Source organism: Rahnella sp. PCH160, assembly GCF_047784855.1.
Lineage (GTDB): Bacteria > Pseudomonadota > Gammaproteobacteria > Enterobacterales > Enterobacteriaceae > Rahnella.
This window is the reverse complement of the sequence record NZ_JBLOGT010000001.1, coordinates 4,154,769-4,175,042: the sequence shown is the minus strand read 5'-3', so window position 1 is coordinate 4,175,042 and position 20,274 is coordinate 4,154,769. Positions and strand designations below refer to the sequence as shown.

Genomic DNA, 20,274 nt, shown 5'->3' with positions numbered 1-20,274 from the left:
TGCCCTTAGGTTATTATTGGTTACTACATGAATAAAGAAGCATTCTACACGGAATTAAAACGTGATTTGAGCGCGTTGATCGCCGGAGAAAACAATTTTATTGCGACTCTGTCGAACGCCAGTGCCTTACTTTATGAACGTCTTGACGGCGTGAACTGGGTAGGTTTTTATCTGCTGGACGGCACTTCACTGGTGCTGGGGCCATTCCAGGGTAAAATTGCCTGCGTGCGTATTCCGGTAGGAAAAGGTGTTTGCGGTACCGCGGTAGCGGAAAATGCCGTACAGCGTGTCGGTGATGTTCATGCCTTCCCGGGCCACATCGCTTGTGACGCTGCAAGTAATGCCGAAATTGTCCTTCCCGTAACGGTGAAAGGCACAGTTATCGGCGTATTAGACATTGATAGCACCGTTTATCAACGCTTCGATGAAGCTGATGAACAGGGGCTGACAGAGTTAGTCAGCGGGCTTTGTCAGCATCTCGAAAACTGCGATGCTGAAAAATATGTCAATCTGATCGTAAGTTGATCGTCGGATAACGTGGCATTTAATAATGGCGTCATTATAATGGCGCCTGTTCATGCCTGCGCCGGTTGGCAAACCCGTTGTAATCAGGAAATTTCATGGAAAATCAACCTAAGTTGAACAGTAGTAAAGAAGTCATCGCCTTTTTGGCTGAGCGGTTCCCGCTCTGTTTTACCGCCGAAGGCGAAGCACGCCCATTAAAGATCGGTATCTTTGCGGATTTGGTCGAGCGCGTGCAAGGTGAAGAGAATCTGAGCAAAACTCAGTTACGCTCTGCTCTGCGTCTGTATACCTCAAGCTGGCGCTATCTGTACGGCGTTAAAGTTGGCGCTGAACGCGTTGACCTTGATGGTAACTCATGTGGCGTTCTCGAAGAGCAGCACGTCGAACATGCCCGTAAACAGTTGGAAGAAGCAAAAGCCCGCGTTCAGGCACAACGTGCAGAACAACAGGCTAAACGTCGTGAAGCCGGTGAAACCACTGAGCCGCGTCGTCCACGTCCGGCTGCTAAAAAACCTGCGCCGCGTCGTGAAAATGCGCCCGCAGCTGTGGCTGGTCAGGAAAATCGCAAACCACGTACACCTCGCCCACCGCGTGAGGAAAAACGTGAACCGCGTCAGGTGCCAGTAACAGACATTTCAAAACTGCAAATTGGCCAGGAAATCAAAGTCAGAGCAGGTCAGAGTGCGATGGATGCAACCGTTTTGGAAATTGCCAAAGACGGTGTTCGCGTTCAGCTCTCTTCGGGTCTGGCGATGATCGTGCGCGCAGAACACTTGCAGTTCTGATACGGAGGCCAACTCAGGCATGAACAAATTTGTCAGATTAAGCGTTATCGCGGGTCTGTTAATGGCAGGGGCAGGGCTGGTAAATACCAGCTTTGCAGCGAACGAGAGTGCACCGGTGACTCTCGCTCAACTCCCTAACTTAACGCAAGATCCGCAAGATGCAACGGTAAGCGAGCGTGTGACTGCACGCTTTACCCGTTCACATTATCGTCAGTTTGACCTTAATGCAGATTTCTCAGCGAAAATCTTCGACCGTTATCTCAACATGCTCGATTATGGCCATAACGTACTCATGGCTTCCGATGTGGCGCAGTTTACTGATAAACGAGCCACTTTGGGTGAGGAACTGAAATCCGGTCAGTTAACCACGCCTTATGCCTTATTCAATCTGGCGCAAAAACGTCGCTTTGAACGCTATGACTATGCGTTAAAAGTGCTTGAGCGTCCGATGGATTTCACTGGCAACGACACGATTGAACTTGATCGTAGTAAAGCACCGTGGCCGAAAGACCGCGCTGAGCTGGATAAATTGTGGGATGCCAAAGTCAAATATGACGAGCTGAACCTCAAACTGACCGGCAAAAACGATCAGGAAATCCGCGATGTGCTCTCCAAACGTTATCATTTTGCGATGAAACGTCTGACTCAGAGCAACAGCGAAGACGTGTTCCAGCTGGTGATGAATGCCTTTGCGCATGAAATCGACCCGCACACCAATTATCTCTCCCCTCGCAGCACTGAGCAGTTTAATACTGAAATGAGCTTGTCTCTGGAAGGTATTGGCGCGGTCTTGCAGGGTGATGATGATTATACCGTCATCAATTCAATGGTAGCTGGAGGCCCGGCGGCCAAGAGTAAAGCCATTGCTGTCGGTGACCGTATTGTCGGTGTGGGCCAGGTTCAGCCCGGTAAACCAACACCTATCGTTGATGTGATCGGCTGGCGTCTCGATGACGTTGTCGCGCTCATTAAAGGACCTAAAGGCAGCAAAGTGCGCCTGCAGATCCTGCCTGCGGGCAAAAATGCTAAAAACCACGTTATCACCCTGACTCGCGAAAAAATCCGTCTGGAAGATCGCGCGGTTAAAATGACCATCAAAAATGTCGGCGCTCAAAAAGTGGCCGTGATGGACATTCCGGGGTTCTACGTGGGGCTGACGGATGATGTCAAAGTCCAGTTGCAGAAAATGGCGAAGCAAAACGTGAACAGCCTGGTCATCGATCTGCGCACTAACGGCGGCGGAGCCCTGACTGAAGCGGTTTCACTGTCAGGTCTGTTTATCCCAAGTGGCCCTGTCGTTCAGGTTCGCGATAACAACGGTCGTATCCGTCAGGATAGCGATACCGATGGCGTCGTGTACTACAAAGGCCCGTTGGTGGTGCTGGTTGACCGCTTCAGTGCCTCTGCGTCAGAAATCTTTGCAGCCGCTATGCAGGATTATGGCCGTGCGCTGATTGTCGGTGAGCCGACATTCGGTAAAGGGACCGTACAGCAGTATCGTTCACTGAACCGCATCTATGATCAGATGCTGCGTCCGGAATGGCCTGCACTCGGTTCCGTACAGTACACCATTCAAAAATTCTATCGTATCAACGGCGGCAGCACTCAGCGTAAAGGGGTTACCCCGGATATTCTGATGCCAACCGGTATTGAATCGATTGAAACGGGTGAGAAATTCGAAGATAACGCGCTTCCGTGGGATAGCATCAACGCGGCGACTTACGGCAAATTGGGTGACATGAAACCGTTCCTGCCTGAATTGCTGAAAGATCATGAAGCCCGTATCGCGCAGGATCCTGAGTTCCAGTACATCCAGCAAGATATTGCCCGTTATAAAGCTCTGAAGGACAAACGTGATACCGCCTCCCTTAATTACGCCCAGCGTGATAAAGAGGACAAAGAGGACGATGCATTACGTCTGAGTCGCCTGAACGAACGCTTCAAGCGCGAAGGTAAGAAACCACTGAAATCCCTCGACGATTTGCCGAAAGATTACGTGGCGCCGGACCCTTATCTCGATGAAGCTGACCACATTGCCGTTGATCTGGGCAGTCTGGAAAAAGCTCAGGGCGACCAGGCCGCGGCGAAGTAATCCTTCACCCGGTGGTCAGATGAAGAAGCGCACTCCGGTGCGCTTTTTTTATGCGCCAAACCGGGAAGATAGATTCGACGGGCTGTGGAAACTCCAGAGACTTCAGTGATCATTGTGAAATAAAACGCTTCAAAATGTAAAGTATTGTGATTTTAGGCCTTTAGCGGGCAAGGACTCTTGAATCTGGGCAAGAAGCCCATAGGATCACTACAGCCGGGCAGGCTATGTGCCGGTGGTGTGACTCAATCAATAACAACGAAGTAACAATGAGGAAGTAAAATTTTATGATGCGTATCGCGTTGTTCCTGCTGACTAACCTGGCGGTTATGCTGGTCTTTGGGCTGATTTTAAGCCTGACGGGCATCCAGTCCAGCAGCGTGCCGGGGCTGATGATCATGGCCGGGCTGTTTGGCTTCGGTGGTGCTATTGTCTCGTTGCTGATGTCTAAGTGGATGGCGTTGCGTTCGGTGGGTGGTGAAGTTATTGAGCAACCACGAAATGAAACTGAGCGCTGGTTGATGGAAACCGTTCGTCGCCAGTCTCAGCAAGCAGGCATTGGCATGCCGCAGGTCGCGATTTATCACGCGCCAGATATTAACGCGTTCGCAACTGGCGCACGCCGCGACGCTTCTCTGGTGGCGGTGAGCACCGGTTTGCTGCAAAGTATGAATCAGGATGAAGCCGAAGCGGTTATTGCCCATGAAATCAGCCACATTGCTAACGGTGATATGGTGACCATGACGCTGATCCAGGGGATCGTGAACACCTTCGTGATCTTCATTTCTCGTCTGATAGCGCAGGTGGCTTCTGGTTTTCTGTCCGGTAACCGTGATGGCGAAGAAAGCAACGGCAACCCGATGATCTACTTTGCTGTCGCGACAGTGCTTGAGCTGGTCTTTGGTATTCTGGCGAGCATTATCACCATGTGGTTCTCGCGTCACCGTGAGTTCTATGCGGATGCCGGTTCGGCGAAACTTGTGGGGCGTGAAAAAATGATTGCTGCGTTGCAGCGCCTGAAAACCAGCCATGAACCGCAGGAAGCAGGCAGCATGATGGCGTTTTGTATCAACGGTAAATCGAAGTCTTTCAGTGAGCTGTTTATGTCTCACCCGCCGCTGGACAAACGTATTGAAGCGCTGCGCAGCGGTCAGTACATTAAATAAAAGACCGTGGGTTTATGCGTAAAAAAATGCCTGGCTTGTGCCAGGCATTTTGCTTTCCGGAGCTTACGGTTTAGAACTTTCAGCCGCTTTTTGGCTATTGGTTTTCTGCGTCATCCTCATCAGGCTGACCAGCGCCCCCGTACCGGCGAGCGTACCCGCCATAATTAACGAAGCGTGCGTCCCGTGTGACGGGAAGAGATTAAACATCAGGGCGACCATTGCCGCACCGGTCGTCTGGCCCAAAAGGCGGGCGGTTCCCAGCAGCCCGCTGGCGCCCCCGCTGCGGTTACGCGGTGCGGAAGTGATAATGGTGTGATTGTTGGGGGACTGGAATAAACCAAAGCCCGCGCCGCACAACAACATGCGCCAGATAATATCCAGATGAGAAGGTTCTGGTGGCAGCAAAGAGAGTGAAAACAGCCCGAACGAAAAGACAATCAACCCGATACCGCCGAGCATCCCCGGATGGAAACGTTCGACCAGACGGCCTGCAATCGGTGCCATCACCATCGTTGCCAGCGGCCATGGGGTCAGCAAAAGGCCGGTATCTACGGAGTTCAGCCCCAAAGTATTTTGCAGGAAGAAGGGCAGTGAAACGAACGCCAGCATTTGAGCACTGAAAGAGCACAGCGATGTGCCCAGAGACAGGCTGAAAATCGGGTTGCGCAGTAAATCTACCGGCAATAGCGGGAAGGGTTTCGACAACTGACGGCGTACAAAGAACCAGCCAATAATCAGCAACGCAATGACTTCGCCCAAAATCAGCATATGATTCAGACCTTGCGCAAATCCGCTGATTGCACTGATAAGCAGGCCAAATGTCAGCGCATTCATCACGCTGCTGGTGATATCAAATCGTTGCCCCTGGCTACGGGTTGAGTTGGCTGGAAGAAATTTCAGACCCAGGATCAGCGCCACAATACCTATCGGGACGTTAACAGCAAACAACCACTGCCACGACGCGACGGACAAGATCCCTGCGGCAATCGTCGGCCCTGCGGCGGAAGAAACGGCCACAATCAGCGCGTTAATTCCTACACCACGCCCCAGGAAACGTTGCGGGTAAATAATGCGTATCAGTGCGGTATTGACGCTCATGATCGCCGCCGCCCCGAACCCCTGCAACACGCGCGCGACGGTCAGCGTCAGCAGTGAATCGGAAAGGGCGCAAAACAACGAAGTCATGCTGAATACCAGCAGGCCGGTCTGATAGATACGGCGGTAGCCAAAAATATCACCCAAAGACGCCAGCGAGAGCAGCGAAATGGTGATTGCCAACTGGTAGGCATTCACGACCCAGATGGAGGCCGCCGGACTGGCATGAAAATCATTGGCAATAGTGGGCAACGCGACATTTGCGATTGCGCCGTCCAGCACCGAAACGGTAATACCCAGAGCGATCGCCAGTATTGCGCCGTAACGTTGTGGAACGGGAAGCCCGTCATTGGGTGTAGGAGTCATGAGTTATGTCAATGCGTAGTCATCAGAGAGGGGAATATTACTACGCTAATGAAGTTAAAGTGACAACTGTCATATGATGTAATGAATTTTTTAATGATATCGCCGTTATGAAACGGGTTTAACAGTTCTTACATTCTCAGGCTTCGGGCCGATTGCTTCTCCACGATGCTTGCCACTATAATAAAAACCACGTTCTATTTTTTTTGAAACAAAACTCACGCGAGCAGGTAATTCATCCTATGGCTATCGCAGATCTTGATAAGCAACCCGATTCTGTTTCTTCCGTTCTGAAGGTTTTTGGTATTTTGCAGGCGCTGGGCGAGGAGCGGGAGATTGGTATTACTGAACTTTCTCAGCGCGTTATGATGTCCAAAAGTACGGTTTATCGTTTTTTGCAGACAATGAAGTCTTTGGGATATGTCGCGCAGGAAGGGGAATCTGAAAAGTATTCGCTCACTCTGAAGTTATTCGAGTTAGGCGCGAAAGCGCTGCAAAATGTGGATCTGATCCGCAGTGCGGATATTCAGATGCGTGAATTGTCCCGCCTGACCCGCGAAACAATCCACCTGGGCGCGCTGGATGAAGACGGTATCGTCTACATCCATAAAATCGATTCGATGTACAACCTGCGCATGCATTCACGCATTGGCCGCCGCAATCCGCTGCACACAACTGCTATCGGTAAAGTGCTTCTGGCCTGGGGTGATAAAGCCGAAGTCAGCGCGCTGTTGCAGGAAATTGAGTTCACGCGTAGCACTGAAAACACCATCATGAATGTCGCTGATTTGCAGACAGCGCTCGATCAGGTGCGTGTGCAAGGTTACGGCGAAGATAATGAAGAGCAGGAACAGGGGCTTCGCTGCATCGCGGTTCCCGTGTTTGACCGTTTTGGCGTGGTGATCGCCGGCCTGAGTATTTCTTTCCCAACTATCCGTTTTTCAGAGGAAAGCAAAGCACACTACGTCGAAATGTTGCATACCGCTGCGCGCAATATCTCAGAGCAAATTGGTTTTAACGACTATCCGTTCTGAATTTTTGTATCAATAATGCAGGCATAAAAAAACCGAAGCCAGATGGCTTCGGTTTTTTGTTTTGAACGAACCGGGATCAGCGATGCGCCAGTTCGGCAGTTTCTTCAGAATCCATCACCGTTTTATCTGTCTGTTTCAGCAACTGGCTGGTGATTGTCCCGGCAGTCATTGAACCACTTACGTTCAGTGCTGTACGGCCCATATCAATCAGTGGCTCGACGGAAATCAACAGCGCAACCAACGTGACCGGCAGGCCCATTGCAGGCAACACAATAAGCGCTGCGAAAGTCGCGCCGCCGCCCACACCGGCAACACCGGCGGAACTCAGGGTGACAATCCCGACCAGTGTGGCAATCCAGACCGGATCAAACGGGTTGATGCCGACAGTCGGCGCGACCATGACGGCCAGCATTGTCGGGTATAGACCGGCACAACCATTCTGCCCGATAGTGGCACCAAAAGAGGCCGCGAAGCTGGCGATCGATTCGGGGATACCCAGGCGACGCGTTTGTGCTTCAACGCTTAGCGGAATAGTGGCTGCGCTGGAACGGCTGGTGAATGCGAAGGTCAGCACCGGCCAGACTTTATGGAAGAATTTCGCCGGGTTAACGCCGGTGAAAGACAGCAGTACAGCGTGGATCACGAACATAATGGCCAAACCGAGGTAAGACGCCACCACGAAACTGCCCAGCTTCATAATGTCCTGTATGTTGGAACCGGCAACCACTTTGGTCATCAGTGCCAGAACGCCATATGGGGTGAGCTTCATGACCAGGCGAACGAGTTTCATCACCCAGGCCTGCAAGGTATCGATGAATGCCAGAACGCGCGGGCCTTTCTCTGCATCATCTTTAACCAGCTGAAGCGCCGCAACGCCAACAAAGGCGGCGAAGATAACCACGCTGATGATGGACGTCGGGCTTGCACCGGTCAGATCAGCAAACGGGTTCTTAGGAATAAAGGAAAGAATCAGCTGAGGAACGCTCAGGTCAGCCACTTTGCCTACGTAGTTAGACTGGATTGCGGTCAGACGCGCGGTTTCCTGGGTTCCCTGTACCAGACCGTCCGCCGTCAGACCGAACAGACCGGTGACGAAAATACCCACCAGAGAGGCAATAAGCGTAGTAAACAGCAGTGTACCGATGGTCAGGAAACTGATTTTACCCAGCGAAGAGGCATTATGTAATTTCGCCACGGCGCTCAGAATCGAGACAAAGACCAGCGGCATAACAATCATTTGCAGCAGCTGAACGTAGCCGTTTCCGACGATGTTGAACCAGGTAATCGATGTTTTCAGAACAGGATCGTCAGAACCATAAATCAGTTGCAGCGCCAGCCCAAACAAAACACCCAGTGCCAGACCTGCTAAAACTTTTTTTGCCAGACTCCATTGCTTGTGGCGTGTTTGCCCCAGCAGCAAAAGGAGGGCAACGAAAACCACTACGTTAATCACGAGCGGAAAATTCATACCAGACTCCAAACTTATAATTTTGATCATTAAAACGGGTGTTCCCGCAAGGGGTTGCACCATCCCATAGCATTGGGGGGAAGAATATCAGTTGGGTGCCCGATCATTTATATCCAAAAGGAATGCTTTATAACTTTTCTTCTTTATTCGTATTAATTTTCGCCAAATAGCCGATATCTTATGCTACTCAGATAAAGAGTTTTAGAATATGGTTAAAAATTTCGGGATTTATTGCACCAATAATGGGCGTCCAGTCAGGCCAGAAAAGAGTCAGCCCGACCAGCATCAGACACAATGTGCGTTCCAGCTGATTGCCTTTTTGGCTATTAATGAGAGGCAGGCGGAAACGCCAGCGACACGGCCATAATAAAGGAACGCCCGCAGGCGTCAGCATATCGGCCAGGATATGGCTCAGATAGCCGATAATCATGGCGTGAAAGGCATCGATGGGGATCACCCAGTCTTGTGGGAAATGGGTGCGCAGCAGGAAAATCCCTCCGGCGACAGCCAGCAAGCTATGCGTGAATCCACGGTGGCCAAAAGCCCGCGCAATCGGGGCGGAAATCCATTTCAGGCGTTGGCCAATCAGGGATTTTGGATGGTCAATGTCGGGCAGCAGACAGGTGAGCAGCGACCCTGGAATAATATGCCACCAGTCACCGTGAGCCAGTTCCGGAGAAAGCTGTGCCTTTTTCGCAAATACTGCACAGGCAATTGAAAAAATGAGATGGCCTTCCGCCGTCATGACGCGTCCGAACTGGATAACTGTTATTTTATCCAGTATAAGTGAAACTGTCACAATCTTGGAAGAGACACCCTGTAACTAATTGTCAACGGCATGATAAAAAAGGAAAAGACGTATAAAAATACGCCTTTTGATTGTCACTTATTGACCTGTTACCGCGCCAGCCAGCCGCCATCAACGGCAATCGTATACCCGTTGACGTAATCAGAGGCTTTCGATGCCAGAAACACCACCGGCCCCATGACATCTTCCGGCAAACCCCAGCGCCCGGCGGGGATGCGATCAAGAATTTCCTTGCTGCGGTCTCCGTCAGCACGTAATTGCTCGGTGTTGTTAGTCGCCATATAACCTGGCGCAATGGCGTTAACATTGACGTTATGTTTCGCCCATTCGTTAGCCATCAGTCGTGTGATGCCCATGACGGCACTTTTTGATGCCGTATAGGAAGGAACGCGGATGCCGCCCTGATAGGAAAGCATAGAGGCGATGTTAATGATCTTACCGCCGGTACCTTGTTTGATGAACTGTTTTGCCACGGCCTGAGACATGAAAAACAGCGTCTTGCTGTTCACGTTCATGACGTCGTCCCAGTTTTTCTCGCTGAAATCGATAGCGTCTTCGCGGCGGATAATACCGGCATTGTTCACCAGAATATCGATATGACCAAACTTGCTGATTGCTTTTTCGATGAGTTCGGGAATGCCCGCAATACTGCTCAGGTCGGCGCGAAGATCGAGGAACCGGCGGCCGGTCGCTGTGACTTTTTCGGCCGTTTCGTTTGGCGCTGAAACATTGATGCCTACGATATCGCAACCGGCCTGTGCCAGTCCCTGCGCCATACCCTGACCCAGCCCGGTGTTACAGCCGGTCACGATAGCGACTTTACCGCTTAATTCAAACGCGTTGAGGATCATATTCAAAGTCTCTTTTGCACGGCACGTTGGCCATTAAAGGATAATTTGCTCCGCCGCCGTGCAGCTGAGCATGAGAGTTAGCGCAATTCACTGACTTTGACGTGATCCATGTCGTCAAAAACCTGATTTTCGCCGACCATGCCCCAGATGAAGGTATAGTTTTTCGTGCCCACACCGGCATGAATTGACCAGCTCGGGGAGATGACCGCTTGCTCGTTATGAACCAGCAGATGGCGTGTTTCCTGCGGCAGTCCCATCATGTGAAAAACGGCGGTTTCTTCTTCCATATTGAAGTAGAAATACACCTCCATACGACGCTCGTGGGTATGACAAGGCATGGTGTTCCACAGGCTGCCTTCTTCGAGCTTCGTTAATCCCATCGTCAGTTGGCAGGTTTCCAAAACGGCAGGCACGATAAATTTATTAATTGTGCGGCGGTTGCTGCTGGCCGCATCGCCAATGGTTTGTGGCGACGCTTCGGCCAGCGTGATCTTTTTGTTGGGGAATATTGTGTGTGCAGGGGCGCTGTTGTAATAAAACTTGGCGGGTCTCGCGGTATCAATGCTACTGAACTCAACGTGTTTAGCGCCTTTGCCGACGTACAACGCTTCTTCATGCCCAATTTCGTAAGTTGTTCCGTCCACCACGATAAGCCCCGGCTCGCCGATGTTGATCACCCCCAGTTCGCGGCGTTCGAGGAAATAGCTTACGCCCAGTTGCTTGCCGACTTCATCGCCCACCGAGACTGATTTTTCCACTGGCATCACGCCACCGACGATAATGCGGTCGATGTGGCTGTAGGTCATGGTGTAGGTGTTTTTCTCGAATATTTTCTCAATAAGAAATTCGCGGCGTAATTCTGCGGTATCAAGCGTTTTTGCGTGATCGCTGTGAATGCTTTGACGAACTTGCATGTAGGAGCCCCTGATAAGATTGCGATAAAGGAGAACTTGCCGGGCGAGTCTGACCGTTGCGTGGCAGTGACAGCGTACAGAAGCAGGAGAGCTCCCGGCTCGTCCTTGTTAAACAAAGCATAGGTTCATTGGTATGTGAATTCAATAAAAATGAAATAACGTTTTATTTATTTCATGAGACAGTTCAAGGTTCGTGAATTAAACGCGGGCTGGGGGAATGTGGCAGGGAATATGCGAAGTACGACGGGGACAGGCAACGGCGCAGAAGCGTGATATTTCTGCGCCGGTTTACCTGAGGCGAGTTATCAGAGGATATGTGCAGGCATTAAAGCTTCAAGCGTTGCCAGTTTCGTGTCAGCAAGCGCCCAGCGAGGATCGTCGCGGTACTCACTGGCGGGAACGACAATCGAACGCATGCGTGCAGCTTTCGTTGCGATCATTCCGTTGAAGGAATCTTCGAGGGTCACACAATTCAGAGGATCAACCTGTAATTCTCCGGCAGCAAGCAAATACACTTCGGGATGCGGTTTGCTGTACGGCAGGTTTTCTGCCGAGGTAATCACCTGGAAATAAGATTGCAGATTAAACATCTCCAGAACGGCCCTGAGCATAAATAATGGAGACGCGGAGGCGAGGCCAATCTTCAGCCCGCTGTCACGGCACAGCTCAAGCGCCTGGGTCACCCCCGGCAGTAAAGGGCGGCTTTGCTCCACCAGTTCGATGGTGCGGGCGATGATCATGCCGGACACGTCGTCCTGGGTCGGCCCCTTCCATGGCAGCGTCTGATACCACATTCTGACAACCTGATCGACACGCAACCCGAGCGTATCCGGGAGTAAATGCCGCTGGGAAATATCAACGCCCAGGCTACTGAAGACGTCCAGTTCTGCCTGAACCCAAAGGGGCTCAGAATCAATTAACAGACCATCCATATCGAAAATTGCTGCATTAACAGGGCGAACATAAGCCATGAAAGCGGACTCCGTAAAAAAGTGAATTGATGCTTTACTCTAACACCGCCGGTTCTGTGGGTGAAATCTGATATGGCGCGTCGAAAATACCCACAAACCCTATGTTTCTGACAGGCGGCACCAGTAACTGATTAAAACATTGGGCGCAAAATACTTTCTGTGGGTAAACTTACGTGTTGCTTTAGGTGTCCTAACAAGGGGAATTCATGACGTACCAACAAGCCGGACGGGTGGCAGTGATTAAACGGATTGCAGGATGGATTATTTTTATCCCTGCGCTGCTTTCAACACTGATTTCATTGCTTAATTTTATTAATGATCATACTAAGACTGAGCAAGGCATTAATGCCGTCATGCTGGATTTCGTTCACGTAATGGTTGATATGGTGAAGTTCAATACCTCATTTCTCAACGTCTTTTGGTACAACTCACCCGTGCCTGCTCTGGCGCAGGGAGTGACCAGCGCCAACGTCGTGTTTTTTATTATCTACTGGCTGATTTTTGTCGGTCTGGCATTGCAGGCTTCCGGCGCAAGAATGTCGCGTCAGGTGAAGCATATACGTGAAGGTATTCAGGACCAGTTGATCCTTGAGCAGGCGAAGGGCGCAGAAGGGCGCACCCGACCGCAGATTGAAGAACGGATTGTGATACCCAGACATACGATCCTGGTGCAGTATTTTCCGCTCTATATCCTGCCGATTGTAATCGCCGTGGTTGCCTATTTCGTTTTGAAATTATTAGGTTTAATTGCCGGGTGAACTGAGATTACTTTTTGTAAAATCTGACTTATCTTACTCATAAATAAGGCCTGAAATTTTTCATTATTCAGGCCTTATTTTTAACCATCAAAACATTCAGCAGACTAATTAATATCGTGGTGGAGAAGTCTTTCTACCGCGCGTTGTGCGACAACAAGATGTTGCCCGCCGAATAAATTACTGCGGTTCAATAGGTAATACAGCTGGTAGATAGGTTGCCTTGAAATGAAGTCATCAGGAAGCGGTGTTTTACTCTGATAACCGTCATATAATTGCGGCGGAACATTAGGGTACAGCGGAAGCATCGCCAGATCGCATTCCCTGTCGCCCCAGTAACAGGCAGGGTCGAAAATGACCGGTCCGTCTTCTGAAAGACCACAATTGTGAGGCCACAAATCGCCGTGTAATAAAGAAGGCTGAGGCTGATGGTTCTGTAAGCGGGCATGAACCATTGCGGTGATATCTTCGATATTGCCGAACGTCATTCCTTTTTCCGCCGCCAGTTGCAACTGCCACCCGATACGCTGCTCGGCAAAAAATGTCGCCCAGCGTCGCTGCCAGCTGTTGGGTTGCGGCAGGGTCGCCAGCTCATTATCGAAATCCAGGCCGAATTGCAGTTGCTCGCTCCACTGATGTAACGCGGCAAGTTGTTGCCCTAAAAGGAAAGCGTTATGGGCATCCAGAGGCTTTTGCGGGATATATTCAAGCAGCAGGAAACTGTAGTCACGATCACTACCAACGCCATACACCTCCGGTACGCGAACCGTCTGACTTCGGGCAAGCAGGGCGAGCTGATCCGCTTCCGCCGCAAAAATCGGTAGCATTTCGCGCGCATTACACTTCACAAATACATCCCTGTCGCCGTAGCTCAACCGCCAGGCAGGGTGAATCTCTCCTCCCGGCAGTTCAACACGTTCGCGGATTTCAGCACTGCCCAGGTGTTCACTCAACAAACGATTGACGGCTTGCCACATGGTATCACCCCTTCTGACTGGCCCGATAATTCATTAAGTTAGCGTTTTTTGTGGTTCAAAAACCCGATCCCGCGCACGGCTGAATCAGATGATGCTGTTAATTTATGCGAATTACGATGTGGTTGAACTGAGAGTGTAATCAATGAATCTATTAATTTCAGAATATGTGACGTAAAAGAGGTTTTATATGCAGAATTGTCTTATCGACATGTGTCTAACCCCCTTGTTTAACAAAACAATAATAATAATAGACTAAAAATATATTCAGGTGTGGGAAGAAGATGTATATGCTACTCCTCGTCCCAGTCGCGAGAGAGAAAACGTGAAACCAAAAATTCTTTATTTGATGGCCGCGCTTTTACTGGCGGGTTGCGCTAAAGAAACACCGGTTAAAACCACGCATTTTTTGAATCCATCGCCGCCGCCACAGAGCGAAACTTCATTAATGCATCCGGGGCCTTATGGTGATGTTATTCACCAGGCGGCAAATACTTACGGCGTTGACGAAACACTTGTTAAAGCAATCATTCAGGTTGAATCTGGATATAACCCAACCGTTGTCAGCAAATCGAATGCGATTGGGTTAATGCAGCTAAAGGCCTCAACGGCAGGACGCGATGCCTACCGGATGAAAGGACGTTACGGGCAGCCCAGCGCTCATGAACTGAAAGACCCGGCGATGAATATCGATTTGGGTACGGCTTATCTGAGCATCTTGCAACAGCAACTGGCAGGGATCACTAATCCGCAAACCCGTCGCTATGCAACAACGGTGGCCTATGTGAACGGGGCAGGGGCGTTACTGAGAACCTTCGCAAAAGATAAGACGTACGCGATCGCGAAAATTAACCTGATGACGCCGCAGGAGTTTTACCAGCATGTGCAGCAAAAACATCCGGCGCCTCAGGCTCCGCGTTATCTGTGGAAAGTGAATAGCGCCTATTTGGCGATGCGTTAAGTCCCGTTTTCCGCCAGTAGCCACTCAGGTCGCTGGCGGAAAATGAGTAATAATTTCAGTCACGCCGTTAATCACAAACTGCACGCCCATACAGACCAGCAAGAAACCCATCAGCCTTGAAATCGCCTCAATTCCGCTTTTCCCGACCAGACGCATAATCCCGCCCGCACTGCGCAATGTCAGCCACAGAATCAGGCTGACCAGAAAGAAAATCAGCACCGGTGCAACCATAATCACCCAGTGAGGAAAATCTGTGCCTTCTCTGATGGTCGATGCGCTACTGATAATCATCGCAATCGTACCCGGGCCTGCCGTGCTGGGCATCGCCAGCGGTACAAACGCGATATTGGGAGAATCCTGCCGCTTCATCTCTTCGGTTTTGTTTTCCATTAGCACTTTTTCTTCAACATGTGGCTGAGGGAAAAGCATTCGGAAACCAATAAATGTCACAATGAGGCCGCCCGCAATACGCAAGCCGGGAATCGAAATCCCAAAGGTATTCATGACCAGTTGCCCCGCGTAGTAGGCGACCATCATGATGATGAAAACGTATACCGAGGCCATCAGTGATTGCTGATTCCTCTCCTGTGCCGTCATATTTCCGGAAAGTCCCAGCAACAGGGCGACGGTGGTTAAGGGATTCGCCAGTGGGAGAATTACCACTAAACCCAATCCGATGGCTTGAAATAACAGGCTGACTTCTGACATAAATTTCCCTTTTGAAAAGCGTCTCTGTTTACCTTAGCGTGTCCGGAGGGGATTACACGAAAAATATCCGTCATAAGCAACACAGGTTGCTGGAAATTCGCACTTTACGGGTGGTAAACTCCTTGCCTGTTTTCACGTCGCATCCCGATACAATTACATGATGTATTCCAGGGTGCCTATATTTGGCAAAGTAAAGCTGAATAGCGTGAGTAACTACATGAATTTAAACTCAAATATTTTTCTAGATGTGCTCTGTCGTGTGGGGCACCACTGTAGATTAAGGAATTAACATGCCTGTCATTACTCTTCCTGACGGAAGCCAGCGCGTTTTTGATCGCCCCGTTTCACCTCTTGATGTTGCTCTCGATATCGGTCCTGGTCTGGCGAAAGCCTGTATCGCTGGTCGCGTTAACGGCGAACTGGTTGATGCGACCGATCTGATTGAAACTGACGCGCAACTGGCGATCATCACTGCTAAAGACGAAGCCGGTCTTGAAATCTTGCGTCACTCCTGTGCGCACCTTTTGGGTCATGCCATCAAGCAATTGTGGCCAGACACCAAAATGGCTATCGGTCCGGTTATCGATAATGGCTTCTACTATGACGTCGATTTAGATCGCACGCTCACTCAGGAAGACATCGAACTGCTTGAAAAGCGTATGCACGAACTGGCTGAAAAGAATTACGACGTTATCAAAAAGAAAGTCAGCTGGCAGGAAGCGCGCGATACGTTTGCAAGCCGTGGTGAAGAATACAAAGTGGCGATTTTGGATGAAAACATCAGTCATGATGATCGTCCGGGCCTTTATCATCACGAAGAGTATGTGGATATGTGCCGTGGTCCGCACGTACCGAATATGCGTTTCTGCCATCATTTCAAATTGCAGAAAACATCCGGTGCTTACTGGCGCGGTAACAGCGATAACAAAATGCTGCAACGTATCTACGGCACTGCCTGGGCAGATAAGAAGCAACTGAATGCTTACATTCAGCGTCTGGAAGAAGCCGGCAAGCGCGATCACCGCAAAATCGGTAAGCAACTCGACCTGTATCACATGCAGGAAGAAGCACCAGGTATGGTGTTTTGGCACAACGACGGCTGGACTATTTTCCGTGAGCTGGAGGCCTTTGTACGGATGAAACTGAAGTCTTATGACTATCAGGAAGTCAAAGGTCCGTTCATGATGGACCGCGTACTGTGGGAAAAAACCGGTCACTGGGAAAACTATAAGGAAGCGATGTTCACCACGTCTTCTGAGAACCGTGAATATTGCATCAAACCGATGAACTGCCCGGGGCATGTACAGATCTTCAACCAAGGTCTGAAATCCTACCGTGATCTGCCATTGCGTATGGCCGAGTTCGGCAGCTGCCACCGAAACGAGCCTTCAGGTGCATTGCATGGCCTGATGCGTGTTCGTGGTTTCACCCAGGACGACGCCCACATCTTCTGTACTGAAGAGCAGGTTCGTGACGAAGTGAACAGCTGTATCCGCATGGTCTATGACATGTACAGCACTTTTGGTTTCGAAAAGATTGTGGTGAAACTGTCAACCCGTCCTGAGAAACGCATTGGTACTGACGAAATGTGGACTAAGGCTGAAGACGACCTGGCCGCAGCGCTGACTGAAAACAAGATTGAATTCGAATATCAGCCGGGTGAAGGTGCGTTCTACGGTCCGAAAATTGAATTTACCTTGCATGATTGTTTGGATCGTGCGTGGCAGTGTGGTACCGTGCAGCTCGACTTTTCATTACCTGGTCGCTTGAACGCCTCTTATATTGGCGAAAGCAATGACCGTCAGGTTCCGGTAATGATTCACCGTGCTATCCTGGGTTCCATGGAGCGCTTCATCGGTATTTTGACCGAAGAATACGCCGGGTTCTTCCCGACCTGGATGGCGCCGGTACAAGTTGTGATCATGAACATCACTGATTCACAAGCACCGTATGTCGAAGAATTAACCAAAAAACTGCAAGATGCAGGCATTCGCGTTAAAGCCGACTTGAGAAATGAGAAGATTGGCTTTAAAATTCGCGAACACACGCTACGCCGTGTTCCTTACATGTTAGTTTGTGGCGATAAAGAGGTCGAATCAGGCAAAGTTGCTGTTCGTACCCGCCGCGGCAAAGACTTAGGAAGCATGGATGTTAGCGAAGTCGTTGACAAACTGCTGGCGGAAATCCGCAGCAGAAGTCTTCATCAACTGGAGGAATAAAGTATTAAAGGCGGAAAACGAGTTCAACCGGCGCGTCCTAATCGCATTAACAAAGAGATTCGCGCGCAAGAAGTTCGCCTCACCGGCGTCGATGGCGAGCAGATTGGTATTGTCAGTCTGAATGAAGCTCTTGAAAAAGCTGAGGAAGCGGGCGTCGATTTAGTAGAAATCAGTCCGAATGCCGAGCCGCCAGTTTGTCGAATCATGGATTACGGCAAATTCCTCTACGAGAAGAGCAAGTCGACCAAAGAGCAGAAAAAGAAACAAAAAGTTATTCAGGTTAAGGAAATCAAATTCCGACCTGGTACCGATGATGGCGACTATCAGGTCAAACTACGCAACCTGATTCGCTTTCTGGAAGATGGCGATAAAGCCAAAATCACCCTGCGGTTCCGTGGGCGTGAAATGGCGCACCAACAGATCGGTATGGAAGTGCTTAACCGCGTCCGTAAAGACCTGTGTGAAGATTCTGAACTGGCCGTTGTCGAATCCTTCCCTACGAAGATCGAAGGTCGTCAGATGATCATGGTGCTCGCACCTAAGAAGAAACAGTAAGGCTTCCAAGTAATCCTGCTGCGCGGTGTTCGCACCGCGCATGCTGGATTCGCCTTTCTGATTCATGTTAATAACAATGCGAAGTGGAATTTAAAATGCCTAAGATCAAAACAGTACGCGGCGCCGCTAAACGCTTCAAAAAAACCGCCAACGGTGGTTTTAAGCGTAAGCACGCAAACCTGCGTCATATTCTGACCAAAAAAGCTACTAAGCGTAAACGTCACTTGCGTCCAAAAGGCCTTGTATCCAAGAACGATTTGGCTATGGTCTCTGCATGTCTGCCGTACGCATAAATACACTTTTTTAATCTAGAATATAAAACTCAGGAGAGCATATGGCTCGCGTAAAACGTGGTGTGATTGCACGTGCACGTCACAAGAAAATTTTAAAACAGGCGAAAGGCTACTACGGTGCCCGTTCTCGCGTATATCGTGTTGCGTTCCAGGCTGTTATCAAAGCTGGTCAATACGCTTACCGTGACCGTCGTCAAAAGAAACGTCAGTTCCGTCAGCTGTGGATCGCGCGTATCAACGCAGCAGCTCGTCAGAATGACATGTCTTACAGCAAATTCATTAACGGCTTGAAAAAAGCTTCTATTGAAATTGACCGTAAGATCTTGGCTGACATCGCAGTATTCGACAAAGTGGTATTTGCCGCTCTGGTCGAAAAAGCGAAAGCAGCACTGGCGTAAGTCAGGTAAAAGAGGGAGCTTGCTCCCTCTTTTATATTTTGTGTTTAAAAACATGCTGATTCGTTGTTTAATACTGCCATTCCCGTTTACGTCTATGCACAAGACAGACAACCGATAAGGTAACGCAAGCATGAATGCTGCTATTTTCCGTTTCTTTTTTTACTTTAGCGCCTGATTCAGGAAGGCTTTCGCGCGTAAGAGAAGAAACGAAAAGTAGCGCCTAAGCCTCCCTCGTGGAGGCTTTTTTGTATCTGTGCTTTATACACTAAGGTTCAGGGTCAAAATCGCGCCCCTGATTAATCACGGTTATTTTACATCGGGCCATATTGGCCAGAAGAAGAGGAAAGCAATGCCACATCTCGCAGAGCTGGTTGCCAATGCCAAGGCAGCCGTAGAGAGTGCTCAGGATATCGCCACGCTCGATAACGTGCGTGTTGAGTATCTGGGTAAGAAAGGCCACCTGACGCTCCAGATGACGACCCTCCGTGAATTACCCGCGGAAGAACGTCCGGCAGCAGGCGCAGTGATCAACGAAGCGAAAACGCAGGTTCAGGAAGCTCTGAACGCGCGGAAAAACACGCTGGAATCTGCTGTGCTCAATGCGCGTCTCGCGGAAGAAACGATTGATGTTTCCCTGCCCGGCCGTCGTATCGAAAACGGCGGTTTGCATCCGGTGACCCGTACTATCGACCGCATTGAAACCTTCTTTGGTGAACTCGGTTTTACCGTGGAAACCGGTCCCGAAATCGAAGATGACTACCATAACTTCGACGCACTGAACATTCCGGGACATCACCCTGCGCGTGCCGATCACGATACTTTCTGGTTCGATGCTAAGCGCCTGCTGCGTACCCAGACGTCTGGCGTTCAGATCCGTACGATGCAGGGCCAGCAACCGCCTATCCGTATCATCGCACCGGGCCGCGTATACCGTAACGATTACGACCAAACGCATACCCCGATGTTCCATCAGATGGAAGGCCTGATTGTCGACAAAGACATCAGTTTCTCCAACCTGAAAGGCACGCTGCACGATTTCCTGAACAACTTCTTTGAAGCTGATTTGCAGATCCGTTTCCGTCCTTCCTATTTCCCGTTCACCGAACCTTCTGCGGAAGTTGACGTTATGGGTAAAAACGGTAAGTGGTTGGAAGTACTGGGTTGCGGCATGGTGCACCCGAACGTATTGCGTAACGTCGGTATTGATCCGGAAGTGTATTCCGGTTTTGCCTTCGGGATGGGGATGGAGCGTCTGACCATGTTGCGTTATGGCGTCACCGACCTGCGTGCTTTCTTCGAAAACGATCTGCGTTTCCTCAAACAGTTTAAGTAAGGCGGGAAT

Annotated in this window: 21 protein-coding genes and 1 other annotated feature; of the genes, 13 read left to right on the top strand and 8 right to left on the bottom strand. The window is 50.1% G+C overall.

Annotated elements, in window-relative coordinates:
• The first annotated feature begins 27 nt into the window (after positions 1-27).
• From ACM5QY_RS19400 to htpX, 4 genes are all read left to right on the top strand, one after another.
• A complete protein-coding gene (locus ACM5QY_RS19400; RefSeq protein WP_416122284.1) occupies positions 28-525 on the top strand; it encodes a GAF domain-containing protein in 498 nt (165 codons plus the stop codon).
• A gap of 95 nt (positions 526-620) precedes the next feature.
• A complete protein-coding gene (gene proQ, locus ACM5QY_RS19395; RefSeq protein WP_104922581.1) occupies positions 621-1,310 on the top strand; it encodes an RNA chaperone ProQ in 690 nt (229 codons plus the stop codon).
• A gap of 19 nt (positions 1,311-1,329) precedes the next feature.
• The gene (gene prc, locus ACM5QY_RS19390; protein ID WP_416122283.1) at positions 1,330-3,402 is read left to right on the top strand and encodes a carboxy terminal-processing peptidase; all 2,073 of its coding nucleotides are present in this window, start codon (positions 1,330-1,332) and stop codon (positions 3,400-3,402) included.
• Positions 3,403-3,686: 284 nt separating this feature from the next.
• Complete coding sequence (gene htpX, locus ACM5QY_RS19385; RefSeq protein ID WP_416122282.1) at positions 3,687-4,565, top strand: protease HtpX; 879 nt, start codon at positions 3,687-3,689, stop codon at positions 4,563-4,565.
• 63 nt (positions 4,566-4,628) lie between these two features.
• On the opposite strand, the gene ACM5QY_RS19380 is transcribed toward htpX, so the two are convergent.
• Positions 4,629-6,026 (bottom strand): MFS transporter, encoded by a 1,398-nt coding sequence (locus tag ACM5QY_RS19380; protein WP_416122281.1) that lies wholly within the window; start codon positions 6,024-6,026, stop codon positions 4,629-4,631.
• 239 nt (positions 6,027-6,265) lie between these two features.
• Here ACM5QY_RS19380 and kdgR point away from each other — a divergent pair, with 239 nt between their 5' ends.
• Complete coding sequence (gene kdgR, locus ACM5QY_RS19375; protein WP_416122280.1) at positions 6,266-7,057, top strand: DNA-binding transcriptional regulator KdgR; 792 nt, start codon at positions 6,266-6,268, stop codon at positions 7,055-7,057.
• A gap of 76 nt (positions 7,058-7,133) precedes the next feature.
• Here kdgR and ACM5QY_RS19370 read toward each other — a convergent pair whose 3' ends face one another.
• The 5 genes from ACM5QY_RS19370 to hxpB all read right to left on the bottom strand — a co-directional run bounded on the left by ACM5QY_RS19370 (position 7,134) and on the right by hxpB (position 12,069).
• The gene (locus ACM5QY_RS19370; protein WP_416122279.1) at positions 7,134-8,525 is read right to left on the bottom strand and encodes an L-cystine transporter; all 1,392 of its coding nucleotides are present in this window, start codon (positions 8,523-8,525) and stop codon (positions 7,134-7,136) included.
• A 187-nt stretch (positions 8,526-8,712) separates the two neighbouring features.
• Positions 8,713-9,270, bottom strand: a complete 558-nt coding sequence (locus tag ACM5QY_RS19365; protein ID WP_416122934.1) for a metal-dependent hydrolase — start codon at positions 9,268-9,270, stop codon at positions 8,713-8,715.
• Positions 9,271-9,422: 152 nt separating this feature from the next.
• Complete coding sequence (gene kduD / locus ACM5QY_RS19360) at positions 9,423-10,184, bottom strand: 2-dehydro-3-deoxy-D-gluconate 5-dehydrogenase KduD (RefSeq protein WP_416122278.1); 762 nt, start codon at positions 10,182-10,184, stop codon at positions 9,423-9,425.
• Positions 10,185-10,261: 77 nt separating this feature from the next.
• On the bottom strand, positions 10,262-11,098 hold the full coding sequence (gene kduI, locus ACM5QY_RS19355; protein ID WP_416122277.1) for a 5-dehydro-4-deoxy-D-glucuronate isomerase: 837 nt from the start codon (positions 11,096-11,098) through the stop codon (positions 10,262-10,264).
• Positions 11,099-11,403: 305 nt separating this feature from the next.
• Positions 11,404-12,069, bottom strand: coding sequence for a hexitol phosphatase HxpB (hxpB, locus tag ACM5QY_RS19350; protein WP_416122276.1), 666 nt, complete (start codon positions 12,067-12,069; stop codon positions 11,404-11,406).
• Positions 12,070-12,275: 206 nt separating this feature from the next.
• Here hxpB and ACM5QY_RS19345 point away from each other — a divergent pair, with 206 nt between their 5' ends.
• Positions 12,276-12,827: a YniB family protein gene (locus ACM5QY_RS19345; RefSeq protein ID WP_416122275.1), complete on the top strand. Its 552-nt coding sequence runs from the start codon at positions 12,276-12,278 to the stop codon at positions 12,825-12,827.
• A gap of 104 nt (positions 12,828-12,931) precedes the next feature.
• On the opposite strand, the gene ACM5QY_RS19340 is transcribed toward ACM5QY_RS19345, so the two are convergent.
• Positions 12,932-13,801 carry a fructosamine kinase family protein gene (locus ACM5QY_RS19340; RefSeq protein WP_416122274.1) on the bottom strand — a complete coding sequence of 290 codons (870 nt, stop codon included), beginning with the start codon at positions 13,799-13,801 and terminating at the stop codon, positions 12,932-12,934.
• A 322-nt stretch (positions 13,802-14,123) separates the two neighbouring features.
• On the opposite strand from ACM5QY_RS19340, the gene ACM5QY_RS19335 reads away from it, so the two are divergent.
• Positions 14,124-14,759 carry a transglycosylase SLT domain-containing protein gene (locus ACM5QY_RS19335; RefSeq protein WP_416122273.1) on the top strand — a complete coding sequence of 212 codons (636 nt, stop codon included), beginning with the start codon at positions 14,124-14,126 and terminating at the stop codon, positions 14,757-14,759.
• A gap of 24 nt (positions 14,760-14,783) precedes the next feature.
• Here the strand turns inward: ACM5QY_RS19335 and ACM5QY_RS19330 are convergent, their stop codons facing one another.
• Positions 14,784-15,467 (bottom strand): MarC family NAAT transporter, encoded by a 684-nt coding sequence (locus ACM5QY_RS19330; RefSeq protein WP_416122272.1) that lies wholly within the window; start codon positions 15,465-15,467, stop codon positions 14,784-14,786.
• A 290-nt stretch (positions 15,468-15,757) separates the two neighbouring features.
• On the opposite strand from ACM5QY_RS19330, the gene thrS reads away from it, so the two are divergent.
• From thrS to pheS, 6 genes are all read left to right on the top strand, one after another.
• A complete protein-coding gene (gene thrS / locus ACM5QY_RS19325) occupies positions 15,758-17,686 on the top strand; it encodes a threonine--tRNA ligase (protein ID WP_101077102.1) in 1,929 nt (642 codons plus the stop codon).
• Positions 17,687-17,689: 3 nt separating this feature from the next.
• Positions 17,690-18,241 carry a translation initiation factor IF-3 gene (gene infC, locus ACM5QY_RS19320; RefSeq protein ID WP_013576136.1) on the top strand — a complete coding sequence of 184 codons (552 nt, stop codon included), beginning with the start codon at positions 17,690-17,692 and terminating at the stop codon, positions 18,239-18,241.
• 95 nt (positions 18,242-18,336) lie between these two features.
• Positions 18,337-18,534, top strand: a complete 198-nt coding sequence (gene rpmI / locus ACM5QY_RS19315; RefSeq protein ID WP_104922566.1) for a 50S ribosomal protein L35 — start codon at positions 18,337-18,339, stop codon at positions 18,532-18,534.
• A gap of 41 nt (positions 18,535-18,575) precedes the next feature.
• Complete coding sequence (gene rplT, locus ACM5QY_RS19310; RefSeq protein WP_056773451.1) at positions 18,576-18,932, top strand: 50S ribosomal protein L20; 357 nt, start codon at positions 18,576-18,578, stop codon at positions 18,930-18,932.
• Between the two features lie 125 nt (positions 18,933-19,057).
• Positions 19,058-19,182: a sequence feature (Phe leader region), on the top strand.
• The gene (gene pheM, locus ACM5QY_RS19305; protein WP_106120997.1) at positions 19,063-19,107 is read left to right on the top strand and encodes a pheST operon leader peptide PheM; all 45 of its coding nucleotides are present in this window, start codon (positions 19,063-19,065) and stop codon (positions 19,105-19,107) included. It overlaps the preceding feature by 45 nt.
• A 99-nt stretch (positions 19,183-19,281) precedes the next feature.
• The gene (pheS, locus tag ACM5QY_RS19300; RefSeq protein WP_416122271.1) at positions 19,282-20,265 is read left to right on the top strand and encodes a phenylalanine--tRNA ligase subunit alpha; all 984 of its coding nucleotides are present in this window, start codon (positions 19,282-19,284) and stop codon (positions 20,263-20,265) included.
• Positions 20,266-20,274: the final 9 nt, after the last annotated feature.